General features: G+C 36.1%; 18 protein-coding genes, 1 pseudogene and 1 riboswitch. Of the genes and pseudogenes, 10 read left to right on the plus strand and 9 right to left on the minus strand.

The features are described from left to right. Positions 1-172: 172 nt before the first annotated feature. The 3 genes from EW028_RS20670 to EW028_RS25385 are packed head-to-tail and all read left to right on the plus strand — an operon-like array spanning position 173 to position 3,097. Complete coding sequence (locus tag EW028_RS20670) at positions 173-940, plus strand: ABC transporter ATP-binding protein (protein ID WP_131522187.1); 768 nt, start codon at positions 173-175, stop codon at positions 938-940. Then, the gene (locus EW028_RS20675) at positions 927-2,927 is read left to right on the plus strand and encodes an FtsX-like permease family protein (protein ID WP_131522188.1); all 2,001 of its coding nucleotides are present in this window, start codon (positions 927-929) and stop codon (positions 2,925-2,927) included. The genes EW028_RS20670 and EW028_RS20675 overlap by 14 nt, the downstream gene beginning before the upstream one ends. Positions 2,928-2,941: 14 nt before the next feature. Continuing rightward, entirely contained in the window at positions 2,942-3,097 is a 156-nt protein-coding gene (locus EW028_RS25385) for a hypothetical protein (RefSeq protein WP_193767422.1), read from the plus strand. 268 nt (positions 3,098-3,365) lie between these two features. On the opposite strand, the gene EW028_RS20680 is transcribed toward EW028_RS25385, so the two are convergent. The 5 genes from EW028_RS20680 to EW028_RS20700 all read right to left on the minus strand — a co-directional run bounded on the left by EW028_RS20680 (position 3,366) and on the right by EW028_RS20700 (position 9,112). Then, positions 3,366-4,166, minus strand: coding sequence for an alpha/beta hydrolase (locus EW028_RS20680; protein ID WP_131522189.1), 801 nt, complete (start codon positions 4,164-4,166; stop codon positions 3,366-3,368). Then, positions 4,163-5,161 carry an ABC transporter substrate-binding protein gene (locus EW028_RS20685; RefSeq protein ID WP_131522190.1) on the minus strand — a complete coding sequence of 333 codons (999 nt, stop codon included), beginning with the start codon at positions 5,159-5,161 and terminating at the stop codon, positions 4,163-4,165. The genes EW028_RS20680 and EW028_RS20685 overlap by 4 nt, the downstream gene beginning before the upstream one ends. A 45-nt stretch (positions 5,162-5,206) precedes the next feature. After that, on the minus strand, positions 5,207-6,391 hold the full coding sequence (locus EW028_RS20690; RefSeq protein WP_131522191.1) for a helix-turn-helix domain-containing protein: 1,185 nt from the start codon (positions 6,389-6,391) through the stop codon (positions 5,207-5,209). 32 nt (positions 6,392-6,423) lie between these two features. Continuing rightward, entirely contained in the window at positions 6,424-8,058 is a 1,635-nt protein-coding gene (locus tag EW028_RS20695) for a helix-turn-helix domain-containing protein (RefSeq protein ID WP_131522192.1), read from the minus strand. A gap of 97 nt (positions 8,059-8,155) precedes the next feature. Further along, complete coding sequence (locus tag EW028_RS20700; RefSeq protein WP_193767423.1) at positions 8,156-9,112, minus strand: ABC transporter substrate-binding protein; 957 nt, start codon at positions 9,110-9,112, stop codon at positions 8,156-8,158. 203 nt (positions 9,113-9,315) lie between these two features. Here EW028_RS20700 and EW028_RS25700 point away from each other — a divergent pair. Then, positions 9,316-9,495, plus strand: a pseudogene (locus EW028_RS25700) (hypothetical protein); the annotation flags it as partial. 328 nt (positions 9,496-9,823) lie between these two features. Continuing rightward, positions 9,824-11,746, plus strand: coding sequence for an ABC transporter substrate-binding protein (locus tag EW028_RS20710; protein WP_131522193.1), 1,923 nt, complete (start codon positions 9,824-9,826; stop codon positions 11,744-11,746). 189 nt (positions 11,747-11,935) lie between these two features. On the opposite strand, the gene EW028_RS20715 is transcribed toward EW028_RS20710, so the two are convergent. After that, positions 11,936-13,213, minus strand: a complete 1,278-nt coding sequence (locus EW028_RS20715) for a hypothetical protein (RefSeq protein ID WP_131522194.1) — start codon at positions 13,211-13,213, stop codon at positions 11,936-11,938. Positions 13,214-13,620: 407 nt separating this feature from the next. On the opposite strand from EW028_RS20715, the gene EW028_RS20720 reads away from it, so the two are divergent. Next, entirely contained in the window at positions 13,621-13,791 is a 171-nt protein-coding gene (locus EW028_RS20720; RefSeq protein WP_227744992.1) for a bacterial transcriptional activator domain-containing protein, read from the plus strand. Positions 13,792-13,831: 40 nt separating this feature from the next. Here the strand turns inward: EW028_RS20720 and EW028_RS20725 are convergent, their stop codons facing one another. After that, positions 13,832-15,475, minus strand: coding sequence for an S-layer protein (locus EW028_RS20725; protein ID WP_131522195.1), 1,644 nt, complete (start codon positions 15,473-15,475; stop codon positions 13,832-13,834). Positions 15,476-15,729: 254 nt separating this feature from the next. Between EW028_RS20725 and EW028_RS20730 the strand changes: the two genes are divergently transcribed. From EW028_RS20730 to thiC, 3 genes are all read left to right on the plus strand, one after another. Beyond that, entirely contained in the window at positions 15,730-17,829 is a 2,100-nt protein-coding gene (locus tag EW028_RS20730; RefSeq protein ID WP_131522196.1) for a methyl-accepting chemotaxis protein, read from the plus strand. 110 nt (positions 17,830-17,939) lie between these two features. Then, the gene (locus EW028_RS20735; protein ID WP_131522197.1) at positions 17,940-18,869 is read left to right on the plus strand and encodes an AEC family transporter; all 930 of its coding nucleotides are present in this window, start codon (positions 17,940-17,942) and stop codon (positions 18,867-18,869) included. Positions 18,870-18,929: 60 nt separating this feature from the next. Further along, a riboswitch (TPP riboswitch) is annotated at positions 18,930-19,044 on the plus strand. Between the two features lie 139 nt (positions 19,045-19,183). Beyond that, positions 19,184-20,962 carry a phosphomethylpyrimidine synthase ThiC gene (gene thiC, locus EW028_RS20740; protein WP_048390718.1) on the plus strand — a complete coding sequence of 593 codons (1,779 nt, stop codon included), beginning with the start codon at positions 19,184-19,186 and terminating at the stop codon, positions 20,960-20,962. 123 nt (positions 20,963-21,085) lie between these two features. Here the strand turns inward: thiC and EW028_RS20745 are convergent, their stop codons facing one another. Next, on the minus strand, positions 21,086-22,591 hold the full coding sequence (locus EW028_RS20745; RefSeq protein ID WP_131522198.1) for a catalase: 1,506 nt from the start codon (positions 22,589-22,591) through the stop codon (positions 21,086-21,088). 297 nt (positions 22,592-22,888) lie between these two features. Then, positions 22,889-24,343: a helix-turn-helix domain-containing protein gene (locus tag EW028_RS20750; RefSeq protein WP_131522199.1), complete on the minus strand. Its 1,455-nt coding sequence runs from the start codon at positions 24,341-24,343 to the stop codon at positions 22,889-22,891. A 290-nt stretch (positions 24,344-24,633) separates the two neighbouring features. Between EW028_RS20750 and hutH the strand changes: the two genes are divergently transcribed. Continuing rightward, positions 24,634-26,139, plus strand: coding sequence for a histidine ammonia-lyase (gene hutH / locus EW028_RS20755; protein WP_193767424.1), 1,506 nt, complete (start codon positions 24,634-24,636; stop codon positions 26,137-26,139). Positions 26,140-26,216: the final 77 nt, after the last annotated feature.

A 26,216-nucleotide genomic window follows, 5' to 3' on the forward strand; every position in this document is an offset into this window, starting at 1 on the left:
GGCTGGTTTTATTTCCATTATTTATACATTTTCATTATATTATAGTGCATAGTTAGTAATCTTACAAAACGGTAATATTATGATACAATAATCGATTTTTTGTAAATTCATTGAATGGTAAAATTATGGTAGTAAAAGGATAAGTCATCCATAAAAGGAGTGAAAATGGGAAGTGAATACAATATTAAAAGTTGAGAATATTGAAAAGGTGTATGGTAATAAGGGTAACGTAACCAATGCATTAAAAAACATTTCATTTGAAGTGCAAAAAGGCGATTTTATAGCAATTATGGGACCAAGTGGAAGTGGTAAATCGACTTTACTTAATTGTATTTCAACCATTGATACTGCTACAGCTGGTCATGTATTTATAGATGGCGAAAATGTCACAAAATTAAAGGGACATAAATTGTCAAAATTTAGAAGTGAGAAGTTAGGTTTTATTTTTCAAGAATATAATTTACTAGATACACTAACTGCTTTTGAAAACGTTTCTTTGGCATTATCTATAATTAATTACCCAGTGAATGAAATTGAACATGAAGTCGATAGAGTTGCCGCCGCTTTGGATATAAAGGAAGTATTGTACAAATATCCATATCAAATGTCAGGAGGACAACAGCAGAGAATCGCGGCAGCAAGAGCCATTGTTACAAGGCCTACATTATTATTAGCCGATGAGCCAACAGGGGCTCTTGATAGTAAATCTGCTAAAATGCTGCTGAAAAATTTAGAAATATTAAATCAGCAACAAGATGCTACAACTTTGATGGTTACTCACGATCCTTATAATGCTAGTTATTGCAGAAGGATTATTTTTCTAAAGGATGGAGAAATTTTTAATGAACTAATACGAGGAAAAGATGATCGTAAAACTTTCTTTAATCGAATAATGGAGGTCGTTGCACTACTAGGAGGAAATATCAATGATGAGTTTTAAATTGATATATAAAAATGTAGGCAGAAGTATTAAAGATTACGCTATCTATTTTCTAACTCTTGTCTTAGGTGTCAGCCTATTTTATGCATTTAATTCAGTATCATCACAACCAGCTTTAAATGATTTAAATTATTCTATGGAGATTTTTGGGGATGCATTAGTTACGTATATTGGACTATTAACAAGGTTCATTGCAATTGTGTTTGCTTTTCTCATCATATATGCCAATCAATTCATAATGAAGCGAAGAAAAAAAGAAATGGGTATTTATATGACATTAGGGATGAGTAAATGGCGGATATCCTTTATTTTTGTAGGTGAGACCTTTTTGGTAGGGTTATTTGCTTTAATTATAGGCCTTGGGCTAGGATTTTTAATGTCACAAGTTATTTCGATATTAGCTTTAAAAATGTTTGTAGGTGATGCAGTAGGATATAAATTGCTGTTATCAAAAGAAGCTATAAAAGAAACTATTATAAGTTTTTCAATTATTTATATTATAGTAGCACTTTTTAATACTCGTAATATTATGAACATTAAACTTATCGATTTATTAACTGCGAATCGTAAAAATCAAGAGTTAAAGGTCTATAACAAATGGGCGACAAGTAGCCTTTTTTTAGTAGCAATTACTTTAATAACTACTGGAATACTATTGTTAATGAAATTCGGACTTGATAAGAATTATTTAACTGTAATAGTCTCGCTTCTTGGTGTTGGTATTATTTTGTTTTATTATACAATTTCCGGTGTGATGGTGTTCTTGGCTAAAAGAAACAAAAAGCTATATTTTAAAGAACTAAATTCATTTTTGTTTCGACAATTCGGAAGTAAAATGCAAATCAATTTTCTAGTAATAAGTATCTTAAGTGCATTACTGATAGCTTCACTGGTTGTTCTAGGTACAGGATTTAGTGTTACAAGTTCTATGAATAAACAAGTTACCACGGCTACCCCATTTGACTTAACAATTGTAAAACCATATGAGGATAACAAAAATCTTTTAGAAACAGCAAAACAAGATGGCATTCCACTTAAAGAAAATCTTAAAAGTTATGTAGAGATAATGTTGTTTAATGCAGATTTAACTTATGGAGAATTGTTTAAAGAGCAACAAGTAAAACTATCTGATTTAGAACAAGAGATACTTATGTCACAAGTTACTTTAATAACTGAAACAGATTACAATAAAATATTGGAACTATCTGGAGAAGAGGGAATTCGGTTAGGAGAAAATAAATTCATTATTAATGCAAATTATGAACCCTTTAATAAACATATTCAATATTTCTTAAATAAAGAAGGGAAAATAAGAATTGGTGATAAGGAGCTCACTCCTGCAAACAAAAAAATATTTGGTAACATTACTTACTTAACAAATTCAACCAGGGCAAATGATGTAGGAACAGTGGTTGTTCCAGACAATATGAAAAATTATATGAATCCTGATAGTTTCTTATTGAATGGCGTTTTTCCCTCTCAAGAAATTGAGGGTACGGTCTATAAAATAATGAATAATAAATGGGTCGAAAAATCTCTTGATGGAGAGATTTATTATGTAACTAAGAGTGTGATACAAGACACTTACTTTGGCGTATTTGGAGTAATAGCTTTTATTAGTAGTTACTTAGGAATAATTTTAATGATTGTCACGTTATCCATACTAGCATTACAGCAATTAACAGAAACACAGGATAACAAAGAAAGATACCTGACATTATCGAAAATTGGTGCAGATAAAAAAATGATTAATAGGTTGTTATTTAGACAAATTGGATTTTATTTTATTTCACCTTTAATTTTAGCTAGTTTCATATCGATCTTTACTACTAAGGTTGTATTAGAAAAATTAGAACCATTTTTTGAAGTTTCTATCAAACAGAATATGTTTTTAAGCTTTGGTATTATTTTGTTGCTATATGTAATATATTTCATGGCAACTTATCAGAGTGCAAAACAGGTAATTTTAGACAGTAGACTTAAATAAAAGGAGAAGATATTATGACTGAATTTCTAATGGGTTTTGGATTATCGGAGGGAATAGTTGAAACTATTAAATGGTGGATCCCATATTTAAGTTTTATAATGATCATAATCATCGTAGCAATTTTATTTAAGGTTATCCGTAAAAAGAAAATAAAGAATGCGAAAAATTAATAATTCATTTAGTTTAAAAAAGTATTAATCTTGGTTAAATGATCTTAGAACTAACATGACTGGTTCCTCACAATTTTACTATTGACAATTGAAGCTGTCAAAAATAATAGCGTATCAACTTAAACCCAGTGCGTTTCTGGCCTTATGATCCATTGCTTTAAAATCACAAGTTGAGGAAATCGCTAGCATACTTAAGGATCATTTAGAGAAAGAGAAGTAAATGTTATAAAAATGCCCAAGTGGAATGATTACCACTTGGGTTTTTCTACTAGGAATCCAAAAACCGAGGAAGGCGGCCAAGCATACAGGGTAGAACGCTCACATGGTCCTCCTCATCAAACTTCACATAATTAGTAAGAATGTTTTGGTCGCTTAAACGCTTCAGTTGTTCAGCCGCTAGATCAGCTCCCTCTAACATATCTGGCAACTCGTTAGCACCGATTGTAAGTAAGAGATTAATAGCATGCTGACCGTTCCAATCTTCAAAAAATCTGTCTATTACTTTTAGTACTGCATTGTCTGCCCACCAAACAGAGGGACTGCCAGCTACAATATGACTGAATAAGTGAGGTCTTGCACATAAAGCATATAGTGTGAAAAGACCGCCTAAGGAATGACCAACAATCGCTTGCTTCTTTTTATTGAGAGGCCATTCCTTTGCTATAGCAGGCATGAGCTCATGTTCAATAAAATCTAAGAACTCATTAGCTTTGCCATTTGGAGGCCAAGGCGTTCCATCTGGACGTGGAGGCAGATGTTCTTTGGTAACAGGTAGTGTAAAATCGAGACAGCGTCGCTCCATATCAAAAGGTTCCTTTGAGGGATAACCGATGCCAATAACAAGAATAGGATCATAGCCTTTTGGTTTACGTGTTTGTAATTTCACTGCCTCTGCAAGTGTTGGAAAAAGGGCGTCCCCATCTAAGGCGTAGATGACAGTATAACCATCTGCTGGTGGTTCATCTGTTGGGCTTGCAATTAAAATGCGATAATCTAGCTGTTGACGAGATGTCATGGCAACTTCAAAGTAGTTTTCTGATGTATAAGGTTTCTTTGTCATTGTTATCATGGCGCTAAAAACTCCAATACATCTTCTATCACTTTTCCTTGAGCATGAATACCGCCATTTAGCCAGTAATCCGCGGATGTCTCAAATACTTGATTGTTTTTGAAGGCTGCTGTACTTTGCCAAATTTTACTGTTCTTCAACTCATTTAAAAATTCATCCCCAAGATTACCATCATTGATTAGGAAAATATAATCGGCATCCAGTTCAGGTAGAATCTCCAATGATACTTCGAAGGCACCATTTTTCACGTAGCTGCTTTGTTCAAATCCTAATTCATGTGTTAAGACATACCCACTAAAATACTCATCTGTCATGAAAAACATACCTTTTGCATTAAAGCGAATTAACGCAATTTTTTTACCCTCTGTTATAGAGGATAGCTTTGTTTTTGCTGCATCTACTTTTTCTTGATAATCCTGTATGGCTTGCTCAGCCTTGTCTGTTTCATCAAGTAGTTGCCCTAAAACTTTAATAGAGCCTTCTAAATCACTTGCAGCATTATTAAAAACATAGGTTGGTGCGATTTTTGCATATTTTTCATAGGTGCCATTTTCCATATAAAATGAATTGTGCAAAATAATTAAGTCTGGTTTATCTGCCATAATGGCTTCGGCTGATGGGGGACCGCTTGCAAAGCTAATTTCTGGTATACCCTGTAGCTGATCTTGTAAATAAAGCTGTGGCTTAACACCATTAGACCATTGCATAGTAGGCTTGATACCAAGAGCTAGTAATGAATCCTCCATGACAGGTGCAAAAATTTTAGTAGGCTTAGCTGGTAGTGTTACCTCATTACCAACCTCATCTTTTAGTGTTAACGGATAAATACTTTGCTCCTTTGTACTTTCTGAGGATGCCTGCGTTTCTACCTGTTCCACTTTATTGCTTGATTGGGTATTGCAGGCGGAAAGTATGCCGATAGTAAGCAAAAACATCGCTGATAAATAGGCAGATTTTATAATTGTATGACATTGAATAGGACAATTTTGTTTCATTGTTCATCAAAGTCTCCTTCCAGTGATAATCATTCTCAAATGAAATTATAAATCACTGTCTGATACGTTACCATGGACGGGGACAGGAAAAGGATTTGGATTTTTTCCGGTTAGCATAAGTAACATTTCATCTAGCATTCGGCTTATAGCAATAGCTGAGTATTCGAACCAAGGATTCGAAGGTAAAACATAGACATGTCCATTTTTTACAGCACGGAGCTCTTTCCAACGATCAAGGTATTGTAGAGTAAGCCAATAATTTCGGGTTGGTGAATCGGGACAAATGATAAATAGCAAACGGTCAGGGTCTATATTTACTAGCTGATCAAGTGTAATATGCTCATTATATGTTTGTTGGTGAGCATCGACAGAGCGAAGCTGTAAATCTGTATACAGTACATCCTGAATCCCTTTATTACAATACATAAATAATTGATCACCGCATAAACGAAGAACAGCAAACGTATCATTTTCAGCAACTTGATTAATTTCTAATCTCGCCTGTAATACCTTTTGTTCATATGTTTGAATGAAGTGCTCACCTACGCTTTGCTTTTTAACAGCTACAGCTATTTCTCTCAGCTGTGTTCGCCAATCCTTCGCTTGTATAAAGACACTTTTGATGCCAATAGTTTGAAGCCAATTAAGCATGGAGAGGGAGGGTTCCTCTTGAAAAATATGAATATCTGGCTTAACGGAGGCTAATTTTTTGAAGTTGTCCTCTGATTCTGTATCGAATATATTAACATGCACGGGAATTTTCTCTTGATAATGATTGTAATAATAAGGACTCCATTTAGCATTCAGCGGAGCTGCAACTGGTATGATACCAAGCGCTAATAAATTTCCGGTAGCGGAGACCGAAAAAGTAGAAATACGCTGGCGAGCCATCTTACTATAAGCAGAAGGTGAAATCCCAACTTCTTTTTTAAATTTTCGGCTAAAATAAAATTCGTCACTGTAACCTACTTTTCTAGCAATCTCACGAAGTAATAAATCGGTATCACGCAGTAATTGCTTGGCATGTCCGATACGTAGCGCCGTTAAATAATCTGTGGCACTTTGACCGAATGCCTTTTTAAATGCCTCTCCAAAGTAGCTGGAACTCAGACCCGAAATGAGTGCTAGATGCTTAATCGTGAGAGGTTGATGATGGTTTTTAGCAATATAATCTCGAATATCCTTTAATGATATTTGAGTTGTCGTATCTGTTATACTTCCCGTTTTCATATAAATGTCACCCCTTATTATAGGTATGAGAATTACTTGGCAGTAACCAATAGTTTTGGTAATGCACCGAGTAACTTCTCTCTTGTAAAGGCATCTCCGTAATTCCACTTTGTTGCATCCACTAAATAAGTATGGTTAGTTTGGACAGCAGGGAGTCCTTTCCACATATCGCTATTAATCAACTCCATCGTAGCCATTTGCGATTCGGGTTTATCAGATAACAACATAAAGATGCGGTCACCAGCATACTGAGGTAAGTGATCTATTGGTATTTCTCTATACCCTTCGCCTGCTTGAAGTAGCTTTTTGACTTGTGGGTGAGGCTGAAAACCATCTGGATGAAAAAGGGCAGGGGATAGACCTGTACAGCCCATAATAAAAAGGCGTTTGCCATGATCAAAAGTCAAAACAGATGCTGTTTCGCCAGGCTCTACAACTGTTTGTAGCTGCTGCCACATAGTATTTTCTTGGATTTTAAAATATTCTAGCCAATCTTCTGCACGCTGTTGTTGGCTAAGCCACTGCCCTAATAAAAGAACGCGTTCCTCCAATGAATCCCAGGAATTTAGAGTAACTGTTGGTGCAATAGAAGATAGTGCTTGATATTGCTGCTCGTCATTATTTGTAAAGATAATTAAATCAGGGTTCAGCTTCGAAGATTTTTCAAGATTGATTGGAAAGGCAACATCTTGAATATAAGGAACATGGTTTTTATAGAAGGATTTACTAATAGAGTTTTTGTTACCACCTATTGGCTGCACATCAAAAATCAACATATCCCCAAACGTTTCTCCATGATAAATAACACGATGCGGTGAACGAGGAATGGCTACCTCGTGTCCTGTCCAATCTTTTACAACAGTTTTTTGTTTATATTGTCGTGCAAACTGTTTTGGAGGTATTCCAATTACCTGTCGGAAGCGGCGATTAAAATAATATTCATCATCAAATCCCACTTGCTGCGCAATATCTTTTAATGGCTCATTTGTTTGTAGTAATAATTCCTTGGCATTTGTAAGACGTAAATCTGTAATATAATCAAGCGGTTTCTTCCCAGTTAAGGTTTGGAAGATCGTACTATATTGCCATTGAGCTATACGAGCGAGTTCCGCTAGCTTTTTCACTGTTAAAGGCTGTCGAAAATAGTTATGTATATAGTCGATAGTTTCTTCAACCGCCTTTGTCATTGTCAACTGGTAGTTCATATGAAGCTGATGTTCAAATAATAAATTTAAGAGTTCATACAAGACTCCTTGTTGTTTAAGAAAATCCAATTTAGGATTTAAATTATACAGATCTTCGCTAAGACGAATTAATCGTGTATACGGATAAATTGTATATTCCACTTCATCAGAAAAAATAGATCCTAGATGTGGGGAAGGGTGCTTATGTTTTAGCTGAAAGGCTGAAAAGGCAATTTTATAGAAACGGTAACCATGATTTATATCCGATAAATCAATCATAGAATGGGGCTGAACAAGAAAAATTTTTCCTTTCGTCACCAAATAGGGTATATCATCAATCGTTAATGTCCCACAGCCATTTGTAAAAAGTATCATCGTATGATGAGAAGTCGAGATAAACGGATAGCTCTGCGAAATACAGTCAATATCTTCTAAATGAAATAGTAAATCATTGTTAATAGAAGCTGATTTATTGTCTTCCATCTGTTCACTTCCTTAGTAAATGAAAATGATTATCAATTAACTGTATTGTATAAAAAGTAAAGAGACATTTCAACAAAGATGAAATGTCTCTTGTTAGTTATTTTTTTAACATAGTAGGTAATTGTGATAACAGCCATTCTCTTGTTGAGGCATCGCTATCACTTTTTTCAATATCAAATGTGTAGACATGACCGTTCTTCACTGCTGGTAGGTTCTTCCAAATTGGACTTTCTATCATTTCTTTTGTCGATTGTTTTGCTTCATCATCGACTGGTGTAAGGATGAAAATTCGATCACCAGCATATTCAGGAAGAAGTTCTGTGGAGATTTCAGCAAAGCCTGTTCCATCATCAAGAATTTTTTGTATGTTGTCGCCAGGCTTAAGCACATTTGAATCGTATAAAACCTGAGAAAGTCCAGCACGTGCCATGACAAATAATCGATCTCCTGGATAATATGTTAAAACCGATGCCGTTTCATCTGGTTTAATGATGTCATCAGCTACAAGCGACTCCCACATTTTATCCGCTTTTTCTGTATAAGCATCCATCCATTGAGTTGCTTCTTCTTTTTTATTAAGTATATCGCCCAGCTCTGTTAAGCGTTGGTTTAAGGGTGCAAAAGTATCAAACACGATAGTAGGGGCGATTTTAGAAAGCTGTGAATATGTTTTTTCATCTGAAGTACCAATAATGATAAGATCAGGCTTTAATGACAATGTTTTTTCCACATTAATAGGAAAACCAACGTCCTCCACATCTTTTACGCGATCTTCCCAAGCGTAATTTGTAATCCAAGAGAAGCCAGCACCAACTGTTTTGATATTCAATGCAAGTAAATCACCGTATCCTTCTCCATGATAAACCACTCTCTCAGGATCTACAGGAATTTCAACCTCATGACCTAAATAATCCTTATAGACCCGAGTGGTTGATGCTGATGCTGTTGTCTCTTCCTTCTTCGTTTCTTCATTGGTAGAACCACAAGCAGCCAGTATGATACTAACCAGTAGTAATAAGCTATAAATGAGCATATGTCGCTTTAATTTTTTCATGTCTCTTCCTCCGTAAATGATAATCATTATCGATATAGGCTAGCATAAATTAGTCAGTGACCTAGAACAATGGATAAAATGAAAAAGGGCCATTAAGGTTTATCCAAAAATCTAACTGTAACCTTAAATTAAAATCCGTTTTACCGTATAAGTATCCTTCCATTGGTGGAGAATGGACCTTTCATTGGACTAAGATTCGTGTAATGAAAGGGGGTAAAAATGAAAAATTATTGGGGTTTGTCATAACAGGAATGCTATTAATTGTTACAACTAGGAGATTTGGTCGAATGGTATATGGAGTTATATTGCCGTTTATGCAGGAGGGAATGAGTTTCAAGACCACTCAATCTGGTTACTTAGGAACAATGCTGTTTTTAGGTTATTTTAAGAAAGATCCTATATGGGATAGCTTGCCAGCCGTAAAAAATGATCATCTTTATGTTTGGCCAGAGGAGCGCTCATGGTATATGACCCAACAGCCGTGTTGGCTCAGGTAGAGGAATTAACAAACTGGCTAACGAATAAAAAATAAGCTAAATAATTGGATATGCTAGTACAACATACTAAACAAAATTAAGTGAAATTCCATTAAATCACTCAGCCATTGGATTGTTTGAGTGATTTTTCTATGCTTATACAGGTTTATATTGAGAATAATTATCAATTATAATAAGCTTGTAGGTAGTGAAGAATTGGAAGGAATGATGTAGGATGCTACCAAAAGAGGAGTTTCTATTTCTTTGGAATCAAGCAACGATCAAAGTGCTCGATATAAGATATGAGCTATTCAAACCTGGAGAAATTGGAAAATCATATAAATTGCCTGCAAATATGTTTCTTTATGCCACAGGTGGTGGTGCGGAAGTTCAAATCGATTTAATAAACTATACACTAGAGGGCTTTCATCTTATTCACGGTGGAAAGGGCACCACACTACAAATAATGGCTACAGACAAAGGCTTTGAATATTTTTTAATATTTTATCGAGCTTCCATTCCTTTAACCTCAAATAAAATGATAGCAAGGGCGTTACAAACAAATAATCCTTTCAACTATCAATACAGTCTTGTTCCTAACTCACCTATTACAATGTTTGAAAAAATATATTTTATGTATAAGAAGTGGGAAAATGCCAATAACCTCAGCAAATTTACTGTTAAATCGCTATTCTATCAATTATTAAATGAAATTTTCATGCAGTTAGATCAGGACAGTGACGACATTCAAAAGCTAAATGTCTCTAGTCAAATTAAAGCCTATCTAGAGCAAAATTATGCACAGCCTTTAACCTTAGAATCCATTGCGAAGGCATTGCGCTATAGTCCATCTCATTTATCCATTCAATTCAAGCAACAATTAGGTTGCAGCCCGATTGAGTATTTAATTCAGCTACGTATTGAAAAAGCTTCTATTTTACTTGAGAGGACAAATGCTAGCTTACGCGATATCGCTTTGGGTGTCGGCTATAGTGATGTCTATTATTTTAGTAGACTTTTCAAAAAGAGAGTAGGCGTTTCTCCTACAAAATTCCGTCAAAAGCAAAAAGTAAGTGATCTGATAAAAGATAGTCCTTCAATGTCTGAAAGATACTCCATTGTCGATTGGAGCTTCCAAGATTATATTGAGAATGGTTATCAATATAATGAAAGGAAGTATGAACCAATGAATAAAAGAGGTTTATCAGCTTTTACAACACTCTTTCTATGTCTGACGCTTTTATTAAGTGCTTGCAGTAGTGGGGCATCAACCAGTACACAGGGCGGGGAAAAACAAGCCTCTACCACTCAAACAGTAAGCGAATCACAAACAAAAACTGTCTCTACTATGAAAGGAGACGTAGAAATACCTGTTAACCCTGAGCGAGTAGTGGTGATGTATTATACAGGTGATGTACTAGCATTTGATGTGACACCAGTGGGTTCTTCTAAAATACAAGAGGGAGCAGCATTTGAGGAAGAATTAAAAACAGTTGAAAGTTTAGGTGAATGGTTTGAACCAAATGTCGAGGCAGTGATCCAATTAAAACCTGATGTCATCATTATTCCAAGTAAGGATGAGCTTTACGATCAAATGCAGAAAATTGCACCTACAATCATGATCGATTTCTCAATCTCACTCGATGAACGTTTAACAAAGATTGGTGAAGTACTAGGGAAAGAGAAAGAAGCAAAAGAGCTTTTAGCTAGTTTCTATACAAAAGTAGAGGATAGTCAAAAGAAGCTAAAAGAGGCAGGTATTTCGGATAAAACGGTTAGTATTATGGAGGGCGGCAAAGGAAAAATGTCCGTTGTGACAAGCTATACCTTTGGACGTGGTTCTCAAGCTATTTATGAGTATTTAGGAATGAAAGCACCAGATATTATTCAAAAGAAAATAGATGATAAATACAACACCAATGAGGCAATCGATGTTTCTTTAGAAGTTTTAACAGATTATGCAGGAGATTATGTATTCCGCTCATCTTATGAAGGAATGGTAGATTTAACAGATCATCCAGTTTGGGCTGATATTCCAGCCATTAAAGAAGGAAGGCTTATTGAAATGAATTTTGGTTTTTGTTACTACAACGACATTTATTCATTATCAAAACAGCTAGATTTCATTGTGGATCAACTAGTTGCTACAACAAATTAAATTAAAAAATGGATGGTTTACCCCATAAATATTTATTGATACATAACATTTATGGAGCAGATATTTTCATTTACGATCAGACAAAGTCGATTAGTTGACTTTGTCTATTGTTTTTATAGCCCACTTTCAAAAGATAGCACTAAAGAAACCAACATCGTTTCAGGTTGGTATTTCTTTAGTGCTTTTATTTTAATTGTTTAGGATTTGGAATGTGTCAGATATAGTTGTTTGGATAATATGGCGATTTCCACTGATAATGAAATCGGCAGGAACTCGCTTGCCCAAATCATTTGAGCGGACGATGGATGAATTTGCTGTTAAACCTTCAATTATGATTTCCATATTGGCATCAAAGGTTACTGGTTTTTTATTCAATGTCGCTTGAAGTGTAATTCGGTTTGCCTTTTTAGTTACTTGAATATCCATTATTCCTTCATCTTCATTGACAAGTGTATAAAGTGGCGGAATGATGATGGTCATTTTGTCCTTTGTTGTAAGAATATAACGTTCCGTGTCAATTTCTGATGCGGCTACATTAATTTTGGCTCTATAAGTATTTTTATTTTTTGTCATCGCAGTTGTTTTTCCTGGAATAGCTGCCGTATCTGATAAATCAGGTTTTTTAGGTATGTTGTCTTTTGTAGGAAGTGTATGCTTTCCTTGTACAAAATCCACTAAAGTCCAAACATTTGGGACGAGTTGCTGCTGAACAGGTGTTAATGCTTCAAAAGAAGTTTTGACTGCCTGCACATCCTGAGCTGTCGATGTTTTTGGTGATAAAGCTGCAATAGCGTTTTCAACTTCTTTAGCTGCTGCTTTATCCTTTACAACCAGCTGTTCTGCATCAAGTAATTGTTGCTCGATACCTGCAGGTAAAGAAATATTTGAAAACCTTCGTAATGCATTAAGCTCTGCTCGGGCATTGGCTACATCTTTATGGAACGAGAGACGAGATGAATTAATCAATTGAATTTTATTGACCACCTTGTCAACAGATGTATTTGGCGCGATATAGGAAGTTAGAATTTTTTGCGCAGATGCACTTACAAATGTTTTTTGCGCTGCATTCAGGGTATTATACCAATCTTTTGTATCAGTAACATTTTGATAATAATTAGGGGACGTAGAATCCACAGAATACAATTTCTCTTCAATTTGTGCTGCCAGCTTACGATAAGCAATTCTTGTTTGCTGATGTGCTGACAAAGTGGAGTAGTTCGTGACATACTGTTTTTCCGTGCCCGTTAAAGCATTATAAGCTTTTAAAGCGGCCTCTAAGTTTGTTTGAAAGGTAGCTGTTGTATTGTTAATGTTGTTAATAAGTTGTACAACATTTGCCACGTTAGCATTGTAGTTAGCAGTTATGTAGGCTGAGTTTGGTAGTTCAGCAGCCGATACTGGCGCGGTGTAAAGAAGTGAAGGCACTGCCACTAAAGACAGTAAGACAAGTTTCTTTTTAGATTTCATAATGTAGAATCCTCCTGTGTTTAATGTTCTTGGTTAATTGAAGGCAATATATACAATATATGGTGTTAATTTAATCTTAACATAGTCTAGAATCTTTTTTGTATTTATTAGTTGAACTTGTGCTGTTTATATTGCAAATGCTCAGTAAGTAGAAAAAGGTTGGAGAGACAAAGGGAACATTGCAACTTCTTCAAGTACTTTTGCTTTAAAATACCATATGCAAATGTGCTTAATATCTACCATGAAATAAGATTGAAGAGGTTTTTAGATGTGTGGTATAGAAGATGTATATTTCTGAATGCTAGAATAATTTAAAATTGCCTATTGTTATAGAGATTTTTGTTATTTTGGAAAAAAATATAAGAAGTTAATAGATTAAAGATGCTGAGGTTGGTTATTTTACTTTAATGAAACTTTACGATCTACTTAATAATACAGCCGCCGTTGAGGAGCAATATTGGCTGTTAAAAAAGACGCTTCAAGAGCATTTGGCAGTGGAACCAAGTGAGGAGATTGAGAATTGGTATAGAAGCTGGAAACAGATTAATACCATGTCTCAAGTAGATGCTTTTAATTAGTTAAAATTTTAAGGACTCTGCATGACGCAGAGTCCTTCTTTTAGTGTAATAAACCATCACGTTTAGCAGAGTTGTAATAGCTCAATGCGCTGTTCAAATTATTATAAGCACTTACGACTTCAAGCTGAGTTGCGTAATAATTGTTTACAATAGATTTCGCTTGTTCAATATAGTTATTTATATAGATCCAGTCATTTTGTGAAGTCCATTTTGAGTAATAAGGTACATCACTGCCATCTCCGTTGTACGATATTGACACAAGGTCATTATAGGCTGAAGTGATAAGGGACTCTAAATAAGATTTTTCGACATTATAACCACCATTTGTGCCATACTTATAAGCATTTTTATAAGTGCGAATAGCATTGTTTAAATTATTGATCGCGTTGGCAATATCAGTTTGAGTCGCATAATAATTATTGACAATTAACTGTGCAGACGAAACAGCAGCTTCGATGGCGTTTCTTTCCGTCTGAGTAGTCCAAGGCGAATTATAAGGGACATTTGAACCGTCCCATGAAACCGTAACATATTGAACAGAATTAATTAAAGATTGAAGGGAAGCTTTATCACCATAACCATATTTTGTACCACTCTTCTGAGCAGCTTGGTAGACTGCTAGTGCATTTTTATACTGATTGATGGCATTTTTCACCTGTTCTTGTGAGGCATTTGAATTATTTGCTATAGCTTTCGCACTTGCTACAGCAGAATCAAACACTGTACGGTCTGCTTGTGTTGTCCATTTGTCCGTATTTAAAACATCATAGCCGTTCACAGATACTTGTACATATGGTGGGGATGCGATAAGTGTATTAAGTTCCTTTTTATCAATGACAGGAAGCGTCACGGAGACACGACTATCGTCCACCTGTACATTGTTTACCAGATGTCCTGAATCTAAAGCTACTTTAGTACCGCCTTTTACAACAATTTGCTCAATTTTACCCTCACCATAAAGGTTAAAATCTTTCGCTACATCAATTGTAAGCTTTTCTATATTAGTCATTGCTTCAAAAGATTCCACTTTACCTACTACATCTACTTTGGCAAGAGTTTGGTCAGAAGATATATTGACTTTAGTACGTCCCAAATTGATGTTTGATGATTTCATATCGATTAGGTTGACGTATAGCCAACTTACCTTTTTCGTGACAATTGGTTTTAGTGTAATTGTTTCATCTACTACTACTTCATCGAGTGTAACGGCTTTTTTTACTCTGTTTGTAATGATAAGCTGTCCATCCACGCTAACATCTTGAACCTTTACATAGTCAGCGTTTACAGTAAGATCTCCCGAGATTAGTGCGTCACCTCCATCAAAATAGACAGTTTTTTTGCTAGTACCTGCTTTGTTTAATATTAATGAGGTAACGTCCGTAATTTGACCATTTTTTACTACAATGGTAGCTCGGGCATTGGTTAATGCAGCTTTATTTGAAGTATCAAATAGGGGCTTTAATGCCGATTGAATTCTAAATGTACCATTAGATGTTATCACAGTATCTTTTGTTATATTTTTGATCGTTACGGATTCACCTATTACTTTTTTGGCTGCTGCTACATGTGTCTCATATGAATTTGATTGTATTTGAGATGATGCGGCATTCGCAGTAGACATTGGTAATACTAGTGTCGCTGTAATAGCCGTGGCCATTAATGTTGATAGCGCTTTATTTTTCATGTAAGTCACTCCAATCATACTATTTAATAGTTAATATATCATATTTTTCTATAATTTAGAATTCAAAGAGGATGTTTTACTATGAACCTCAATTCAAATAAGTCATTAGTCATTCATATTGAAAAATAATTGATTAGCAAAGTATCGGTATTTTTCTCTATAATTCTGTAAATTTTCTACTTTATTCGCTAAATAATTTATTGTGATACAATCATCCATCTATTATTATTAGTATAAAAGTGGGGGTGTTAGTTATGAAAAAATCAAGAGGAATTGCCTTAAAACTTTCTTCCCTTATAATAGGATTATTTCTCATTTTATTTTTATCCTATACTGTCATAACGGGAATTATTATAAAAAAGCAAAGTGTTGAAGACGCAGAGCATGGAACATTGCAAACTGCTGAATCCTCTGCAGCTATTATGAGTGAAAGATTTAAGAAAGCCAATACGACATTACAAACAACAAAGCGTATCATAGAAAGCATGGAGAAGAATAATACGTTGTCTACCAAAAGTGTCATAGACATAATGGAAAAAAATTTAGCTAGCAATAATGACATTCTTGGAGTAGGAGCAATATTTGAGCAAGAATCTATTATTTTAGAACCAACTGAGGCTTCTTTAGTAGATAGTAAAAATCGCTTTATCCCTTATTTAAGTAAGAACGGAAATGATATCTCGACTGCTCTAATCGAAGGTATTGATGATAAGAGTATTTCTGAATGGTATTGGGTACCAAAAGAAGAGAGACGTGCAGTTTTGACAGAGCCCTATGATTATAATGTAAACGGACAATCCGTATTAATGACAACGATTTCGGTGCCATTGATCAATGCTTCCGGATCATTTTTCGGTGTATTGACAGCCGATGTATCAATAGATTTTTTAAATGATTTAACAAAATCGAATGCCCCAGAGGGCGGTTATGCGGCAATTATTACGAATAAAGGTGTGCTAACAGCTAACAGTTTTGGTGATGAGCTAGTTGGGCGCAATATGCAAGAGGATCCTACTTGGACAAGTATTAGTAAGACAATGGAAAATGGTGAACTAACAAGTATGTACGTTGACTCTAATCAACTGAAGGAAAAGGCCTATAATGTTTTTGCTCCAATGATTTTAGAGGGTATTGACGAAACATGGACTGTTCAAGTCGTGTTAGCTGAATCAAAGATTCTAGAAACATATAATCATGTATTTGTATTTACGATTATTGCTTCCATTATTATGGTGGTTTTGATGACAGCTGCAAGTGTGTTATTCATCTATAAACAACTAAAACCACTTAAATTTTTACGTGCATCGATTGAAACTGCAGCCGAAGGGGATTTAACACAAAAGGTAGAAGAGCGATATATTAAGCCTGATGAAATTGGTGCAGTGGCTGTGGCTTATAATAATATGTTAGATAAAACCAATAGTGCGATTCAAACTGTACTAAATTCCACGAGGTTATTGAACCAATCTTCTAATCAGGTAAATGAGGCATTTAATGAGGTAGTTGCTTCTAGTCAAGAGGTTTCTGTAGCTATCAACGAGATTGCACAAGGAGCCTCGAAGCAATCAGAGGATACAGAAGAAACAAATTATCGAATGATGGATTTATCAGATCAGATTGATGCGATTACGGCTCTATCTAATGAAATGGATGAGCTATCTCATAAAACAGGTGTAACAACAGAAAAAGGATTGCATGAGGTTGAAAGTTTAAGAGAGCGTAATATGGAGACAAATGAAATGAATGGGCGTATTCAGCAGCAAATGGAATCATTAGCTTTCAATATTGCCAATATTAATCAGATTATTGCTTCGATCCAAAGTATTACCGAGCAGACTAATCTGCTAGCTTTAAATGCAAGTATCGAGGCTGCACGTGCTGGTGAACATGGTAAAGGATTTGCTGTAGTTGCAGAGGAAGTTAGAAAGCTAGCAGAACAATCTAAGAATGAAACAGAAATTATTAAGAGTACAGTAGAAAGCATTCTTGAAAATTCTCAGCAGACGGTTGCTGTGATTGCATCTAATGCAGATTTAATGCAATCTCAAAATGAGTCCGTACAAAGCACGCAACTAGCATTTAAAGATAGCAGTGACTTGTCAGGTTCAATTGCAAATTCTATTAGTGAATTAATGAATAAACTATCTAGCATGTTAGAGCATAAAAATCAAGCAATCATGGCTATCCAAAGTATTTCGGCTATTTCAGAGCAAACAGCAGCCTCTGCGGAACAAGTAAGTGCTTCTGCAATGGATCAACAAGTAGAATTACAAAAAGTAGCTGAGTCTATTCAAAATATGAACGATATTTCAAACGAGCTACAAGAAGTTGTAAACCGATTTAAGCTTGCTTAAAAAGAAAGGCTGCCTTCAATATAGAGGCAGTCTTCTTTATGGTGAAAGCCAGAGAAATTGACCTAGAAGGAATTCAACACTACTATTCACACTGGAAGGGGGACATTGAAATGATGTATCTCGGAATGATTTTCTTTCAAATTGTTGTACCTATTTTAGTGTTACTTGTAATAGGCGCTATACTACAAAAGAAATTTCGCTTTAATTTAAAAGCATTGTCTCAGCTTATCACATATTGCTTTATGCCAGCAGCTGTTTTTATAAATTTATATGAAACACATGTGGAGTTATCTGTACTGGCAGAGGTCGGATTATTTATTGTACTTTTTATCGGTAGTCAAATGTTGCTCAGTCATTTTATGGCAAAAGGGTTAGGTTTACCTAGAACAGAGGCAGCTGTCTTTAAAAATAGTGTGGTGCTTATTAACTCGGGCAATTACGGTATTCCAGTGGCTCAAATGATATTTGCCACGCAACCTATTGGGGTAGCCATTCAGGTCATGCTCGTAATCTTTCAAAATATGACTACGTATACATATGGTTTATACAATTTAATTTCTTCTACAAAGTCAGGTATGACAATCATTAAGGATTTTTTTAAAATGCCTATTATTCATGCGCTGATTATAGGTGCAGCTATGAATTATTTTGATATTGGTATTCCACAGTTTATCAAAATACCAGTAGAACATGTGGCAGATGGATTTATTGCTGTGGCCTTAATTACATTAGGCGCGCAATTATCACAACTAGAGATGAAATCAATGTTTAATAAAACCGTCTTTATCAGCTGTTTTACGCGATTAATTATTGGACCTTCTGTTGCATTAGCCATTATTTATATATTGGGATTAGATGGAGTCGTCGCACAATCACTGTTTATAGCTAGTGCCTTTCCAACATCTCGTAATAGTTCTAGTCTAGCATTGGAATATGATGTAGAATCAGCAACAGCCGCGCAAGCTGTTTTATTTTCAACCATTGTAAGCTGTATAACTGTAACCATTGTGATCTATTTTGCGGAAATATTATTTACCTAGTAAGATAAAAAATAACTTCCATCTCTTAGTATTATCTGCTACACTAGCATCAAACTAAATAGTATTAACTAGGGGAGTCTGATGAGTCAGGCTGAGAGGGAAACGCTACGAAGTTTCTTGACCCTTTGGACCTGATCTGGCTCATACCAGCGTGGGAAAGTTAAGAAGCTATTGCAGAGTATGCAATCAATAGACCTTTACATTCGTGGCCGGATCCAAATAATTATTTTGGATTCGGCCTTTATTTTTTGGATTGTTGGGTGAGCTAGATTCGGTCCTTGTATCAAAATATATTTAAGGGAGAGAAGTAGCTCATGTCAGCAATAAGTGAAAAGAATATTACCATTATGTCTAGCTTTGAAGGAAGCAAAAAAGTATATGTGGAAGGATCACGCCCAGATATTCTAGTACCTATGCGAGAAATTGCATTAAGTCCGACAACAGGCAGCTTTGGAAATGAAGAAAATGCTCCTATTCGAGTATATGATACAAGTGGGCCCTATACAGATCCAGCCTACCAAGTAGATATTACGAAAGGTTTACCTGCCTTACGAAATGCATGGATTCAAGAGCGAGGGGATGTAGAAGCATATGAGGGACGCTCCATTAAACCTGAGGATAATGGCTTTCGTCATGTTGATGACCCGCGTATTCAAGAAAATGTCTTTCCTGAGTTGGCGAGAAAGCCTTTGCGTGCTAAAAAAGGTAAAAATGTGACACAGCTTCACTATGCACGAAAGGGAATTATAACCCCTGAAATGGAGTTTGTAGCGATTCGTGAAAATATGGATCCTGAATTTGTACGTTCAGAAATTGCAGCTGGGCGTGCTATAATGCCTTCTAATATTAATCACCCTGAGGCAGAGCCAATGATTATTGGGCGTAATTTTCATGTAAAGATCAATGCGAATATCGGGAATTCTGCTGTATCTTCTTCCATTGCAGAAGAAGTTGAGAAAATGACCTGGGCAACTCGATGGGGCGCAGATAATATTATGGATTTATCGACTGGTAAACATATTCATACAACGAGAGAATGGATTATTCGAAATGCTGCAGTGCCAGTGGGAACAGTGCCAATTTATCAGGCTTTAGAAAAGGTAAATGGTGTAGCAGAGGATTTAACGTGGGAGGTTTATCGTGATACTCTCATTGAACAAGCTGAGCAGGGTGTGGATTATTTCACTATTCATGCAGGTGTCCTTTTACGCTATGTACCGCTTACAGCAAATCGTGTAACAGGCATTGTATCACGAGGGGGCTCTATCATGGCTCAGTGGTGTTTATATCATCATCAAGAGAACTTCCTGTATACACACTTTGAGGAAATCTGTGAAATTATGAAAGCCTATGATGTTGCTTTTTCCTTAGGTGATGGTTTACGCCCAGGCTCAATTGCAGATGCCAATGATGAGGCACAATTTGCAGAGCTTGAAACACTAGGTGAGCTAACACAAATTGCTTGGCAGCATGATGTTCAGGTGATGGTTGAAGGACCAGGTCATGTACCAATGCATCTGATTAAAGAAAATATGGACAAGCAATTAGAGGTTTGTAAGGAAGCGCCCTTCTATACATTAGGACCACTCACAACAGATATTGCTCCAGGTTATGACCACATTACATCAGCCATTGGGGCAGCCATGATTGGCTGGTTTGGTACAGCGATGCTTTGTTATGTGACACCGAAAGAGCATCTTGGTTTACCGAATCGCGAGGACGTTCGTGTGGGCGTTATCACTTATAAAATTGCTGCACATGCTGCTGATTTAGCAAAAGGTCATCCAGGTGCACAACAACGAGACGATGCGCTGTCTAAAGCGCGCTTTGAGTTCCGTTGGCGTGATCAATTCAATCTGTCACTAGATCCCGAGCGTGCAGTGGAATATCATGATGAGACACTGCCAGCAGAGGGAGCAAAAACAGCACACTTTTGTTCTATGTGCGGGCCTAAATTCTGTAGCATGAGAATTTCACAGGATATTCGTAATTATGCGAAAGATAAGGATTTGAATACGACTGAAGCGATCCATCAAGGTATGAAAGAAAAGGCTGAGGAGTTTAAAAAAGCAGGCAGTCAAATTTATCAATAATGAAAGAAAAGGCTTATGTCAGAAAAATAGACATAGGCCTTTTCTTAATCAAAAAACTCCATGTGAATAGTGGATTCACATGGAGTAAAAGTTGGATTTGGATATCAATAATAACGTGGAATATTAAACGTTTGTTGGTTGTTTTACATATGGATTTGTAAGGTCCATACCTTCTAAGGAAAGACCCATCGCTTTAGCGACACCTTCACCATATGCTGGGTCAGCTAGATAGCAGTGAAGGATGTGACGGCGTTTGATGAATTCTTCAACAGAAGCCATATCGTTCGCGGTATTTTCAAATAAGCGTTGCTGCTCTTCCGAAGTCAATAGACGGAATAGTTTACCTGGTTGTTCAAAGTAATTATTATCGTCTTCACGGAAATCATGAATACCTGCATGACCATCAATGCGTAATTCAGGCTCTTTATGGTCTAAATTATGCTCCCATTCGCCATAGCTATTTGGTTCATAGCTTAGTGTCGAACCAAGATTGCCATCAAAGCGCATTGCTCCATCGCGGTGGAAAGTACGGAATGGACATTTTGGTGCGTTGACAGGAAGCATGTAGTGGTTTACACCAAGACGATAGCGTTGTGCATCCGCATATGCAAAGATACGACCTTGTAACATTTTATCTGGTGAGAAGCTGATGCCAGGTATAATGTTAGATGGTGCAAATGCAGCTTGTTCAACTTCTGCAAAGTAGTTGTCTGGATTTTTGTTTAACTCGAATTCACCTACAGGAATTAATGGGAAGTCTTTTTTATACCATACCTTTGTTAAATCAAATGGGTTGTATGGTAGCTCACGAGCTTGCTCCTCTGTCATTACCTGAATGTACATTTTCCATTTAGGGAAATCGCCTTTTTCAATTGCTTCATATAAATCACGTTGTGAAGATTCGCGGTCTTGACCAATAATCTCATTAGCCTCGGCACCAGTTAAATTCTTAATGCCTTGCTCTGTACGGAAGTGGAATTTAACCCAAACACGTTCATTATTAGCATTGATAAAGCTATACGTATGAGAACCAAATCCGTGCATATTACGGTAACCAGCTGGAATACCACGGTCAGACATAACAATTGTCACTTGGTGAAGTGCTTCAGGTAATGAAGTCCAGAAATCCCAGTTAGAGTTGGCATTTTTCATATTTGTACGTGGGTCACGTTTTACCACATGGTTTAAATCTGTAAAGTGTAAAGGATCGCGGAAGAAGAATACAGGTGTATTGTTCCCTACTAAATCCCAGTTTCCATCTTCTGTATAAAATTTAAGGGCGAAGCCACGAATATCTCGCTCTGCATCTGCTGCACCGCGCTCACCGGCTACTGTAGAGAAACGTGCGAACATTTCAGTTTTCTTGCCGATCTCTGAGAAGATTTTCGCTTTAGTATATTGTGAAATATCATGCGTTACAGTAAAAGTACCAAATGCACCTGAGCCCTTTGCGTGCATACGACGTTCCGGAATTACTTCACGATTGAAATTTGCTAGTTTTTCAACTAACCATACATCCTGAAGTAAAAGAGGGCCACGTGGACCTGCTGACATAGAGTCATGGTTACTTACTACTGGAGCGCCACCTGCTGTTGTAAAACGACGGCTACGATCATTTGCGTTTGTCATATTAGTTTACCTCCTGAAAAAAATGTGAGTCAAACTCTTCGTCTATAACTATAACAAATATAAAATAGAATTGCTAGTACATTATAATAATTATCGTTAAAGAATTTTTATATTTAAGTATAAACTATAAATATATGCGCTAGACATAGGGTTTATACATAGTTTTTAACTTAAAATTATTTTATTTAATCTCAATTTTATAGATAATTCTCACGTTAAGATTAGGATAATGGCATCATGATAAGAGTCTTTATTGAAAATAAAATCAACTAATTGAAAACTATTTTAATCAATCTTTTATTTTTTTCTATATCGGTTAGGTGTAATACCAATTTGTTGCTTAAATAATTTTATAAAATAATTTGGATCATCAAAACCGTTTAAATGAGCAATTTCACTAATAGCAAAATCTGTTTCTAGCAGCATTTTTGTGGCATGATGAATTCTTACTTGCTGTAAATAGCGCTTAAATGGCAAGCCTTGTTTTCTTGAGAAAATCGTACTTAAATAATTGGGGCTTATTCCAAGCTTATGAGCAACAAAGGGAAGAGACAGTGCACTATCTTTAAATTGTTGATCAATTATTTCTATAGCTAGTTCAACATAATCAGCTCGTTTCTCTATTCGGGCTACCCTTGCTAACTCAATTAATGTCTGCGTGAAAGAAATAATCTCATTGAGTATCGTGTAAAATATAGGATGCTCAATGATTAAGTGAAATAGCTGACGGTAGTTTTGTTCGATAACCGCTTTTTCATGTAATTTATATTTCAGCATAAAGCGTCTAATTTGTGCTAAGACACTCGTCAGATGAATGCGTAAATCATCTTGCTCATAATATATGCCTTCATTAGAAAGCCGATATAAAAATGTTTTAACGGCCTCTAGGTTTCCATCTTCCAAACTACTTATTAGTAATTGTTGCTCTTCAGGTGTCAGTAAGGGATCAAAGGGCTGAGTTTCATATTGTTTGCTCGCATAAAAAATATGGCCAAAGCCCTCATAAAAACTTTGATGTAGTGCACGCTTTGTTAATGTATACATATTTTTAATGGTTGTAGGTGTTCCATCATATATGCCGATATTTAAAGAACTATTACTAATCAAACGCCATTCCTTCATAAGTGTACGTACATCTTTTTCCACAATCCTTATATCATTTGTTTGAAAAAGACATACGATTCTATTAGATAGAGGGTAGGTTTTCATATGAAAGTGAATCGGTGTTTGTTGAAGCCAATTGTAAAGCTTATTGAAGGTTTCAGTATGCTCGGGTTCAATCATTGTGAAATGTATCGTGGTCTCAATTGAACTAGATTTATTATCTAAAAATAATTGATTATAAAAGGAATCGTTTGTAGCCTCTTGAGCATCTTCTGTAATCTGGGGTGTGCGAAGAGAAATGGTTGTGAGTTTTTTCTTTAATAGCTCTAAATCAATAGGCTTCACAAAAAGATGAGCCACTTGTAAATCAATTGCCTTCAAAGCATTTTTAAATAATGGCTCTGTTGTCATTGCTAAAATGGCACCAGAAAGCTTCTGTAAATCGCGATAAAGACCTGCTAAGCGATTATTAGGAAATAAATCGATATTTAACAGTATGGCGTCTGGTTCAAATTGTCGAATAATTTGAGGCACTTCTGAAATACTTGTACACATTTCAATAACAACATCTCCAGGGAAGTATGTATGTAAAAACCACTTTATTCCTGCTAGGTCAGTAGGATCGCGATCAATTAATAACAGCTTCATACCATCAACCTTTCTTAAAAAAATACAGTTTCATATAAAAGTACGATTATATTAATAAAAATAACATAGGAATCTGAAAAAAGTCTTGTTTTCTCTATTAAAATTCTCTATATTCTGAAAAAGGTAGTTAGTACAATGTAAATAGAGTAATTGATCATCAGCAACAATCAACTTTGGATATAAAAACGCTTAGAAAGTTTGATACTGATGTTTTCGTATTACGAAAATATGAATGAAGATAATTTATTTACATAGCCATATAGGGAATAGGGGGATGTCATGTGAAGTCAATCATCGAGCTTGATGGCAATACATTAACAAGACAACAAATAGAGGAAATCGTGAAGGGGCAAGCAACAGTTGCACTTGCTACGGAGAGCTTAGAACGTATTCGTTTAAGTAGAGAGCGTATCGAAAAGCGTTTAGCTGAAGGCCAAACAATTTATGGTGTGAATACAGGGTTTGGTAAGCTCAGCCATATAAAAATTGAAGAAGAAGACATTGAGCTATTGCAGCTAAATTTATTACGATCAGATGCAACCGGTGTTGGTGAACCATTCCCAACAGATGTTGTACGTGCAATGATGGTGTTACGTGCCAATGCTTTGGCCAGAGGATTTTCTGGCATTCGTGAGGAAACTGTCCAACTATTGTTGGATTTTATTAATAAAGGTGTTCATCCAATTGTTCCGTCACAAGGTTCAGTAGGAGCAAGTGGTGATTTAGCGCCTTTATCACATTTGGCATTAGTGTTAGTGGGAGAAGGAAAGGCTGAGTTTAACGGAGAGATCATGAGTGGTAGTGACGCGCTAAAGCAAGCAGGATTAACCCCTGTTAGACTTCAAGCTAAAGAGGGGCTAGCGTTAGTTAACGGTACACAAGCTATGACGGGGATAGGTGTATTAACGGTCAATGAAGCTGAACGAATTGGTCTTGCAGCAGATATGGCTGCTAGCTTAACACTGGAAGCTTTAAAGGGCATTACCTCTGCATTTGATCCAGCACTTTTAGCAGTAAGACCACATCCTGAGTTAGAACTAGTGGGCGGGCGTATTCGTAAGTGGCTTGATGGTAGTAAACGTGTGACAAAGCAGGGTGAAATTCGCATGCAGGATGCTTATTCACTACGTTGTATACCACAAGTACATGGTGCTTCTTGGCAGTCATTTTTCTACGCGCAGGATCGTGTTCAAACTGAAATGAATGCAACAACTGATAATCCAATCGTTTTAGAAAGCGGGGAGGTTTTATCGGGTGGGCATTTCCATGGACAGCCAATAGCCTTGGCAATGGACTTTTTGAAAATAGGTGTATGTGAGTGGGCCAATATTTCAGAACGCCGTACAGAACGTATGGTAAATCCTCAGCTTAATGAAGGGCTTCCGCCGTTTCTAGCAACAAATCCTGGGATTGAATGTGGACTTATGATTGCTCAATATACAGCAGCCTCTATTGTCTCAGAAAATAAAGTTTTAGCACATCCTTCGAGTGTGGATTCTATTCCTACATCAGGTAACCAAGAGGATCATGTAAGTATGGGAACAACTTCGGCACGACAAGTACGTCAGATTGTTCACAACGCTGCTCGCGTTATAGCTATCGAATTGATTTGTGCATCACAGGCTATTCATTTAGACAAGGCAGAAGAGCAATTATCTCCTACTACAAGTAAATTCTTAAAGAAAGTGCGAGAATTTTGTCCACCATTACTAGCCGATCAACCAATTGGCGATGAAATTGAAGCATTGGCGAAATATTTACTATCAAGTAATGAATTAGTAAATGAATATGTGTAAATTAGATTAATTTAATATGAAAGAGCAAAGGCGTGGCTCGGTTATACACCGAGTAGCCTCTGCTTTGAAGATATTTA

This window comes from Lysinibacillus sp. OL1 (assembly GCF_004332175.1).
GTDB lineage: Bacteria > Bacillota > Bacilli > Bacillales_A > Planococcaceae > Lysinibacillus > Lysinibacillus capsici.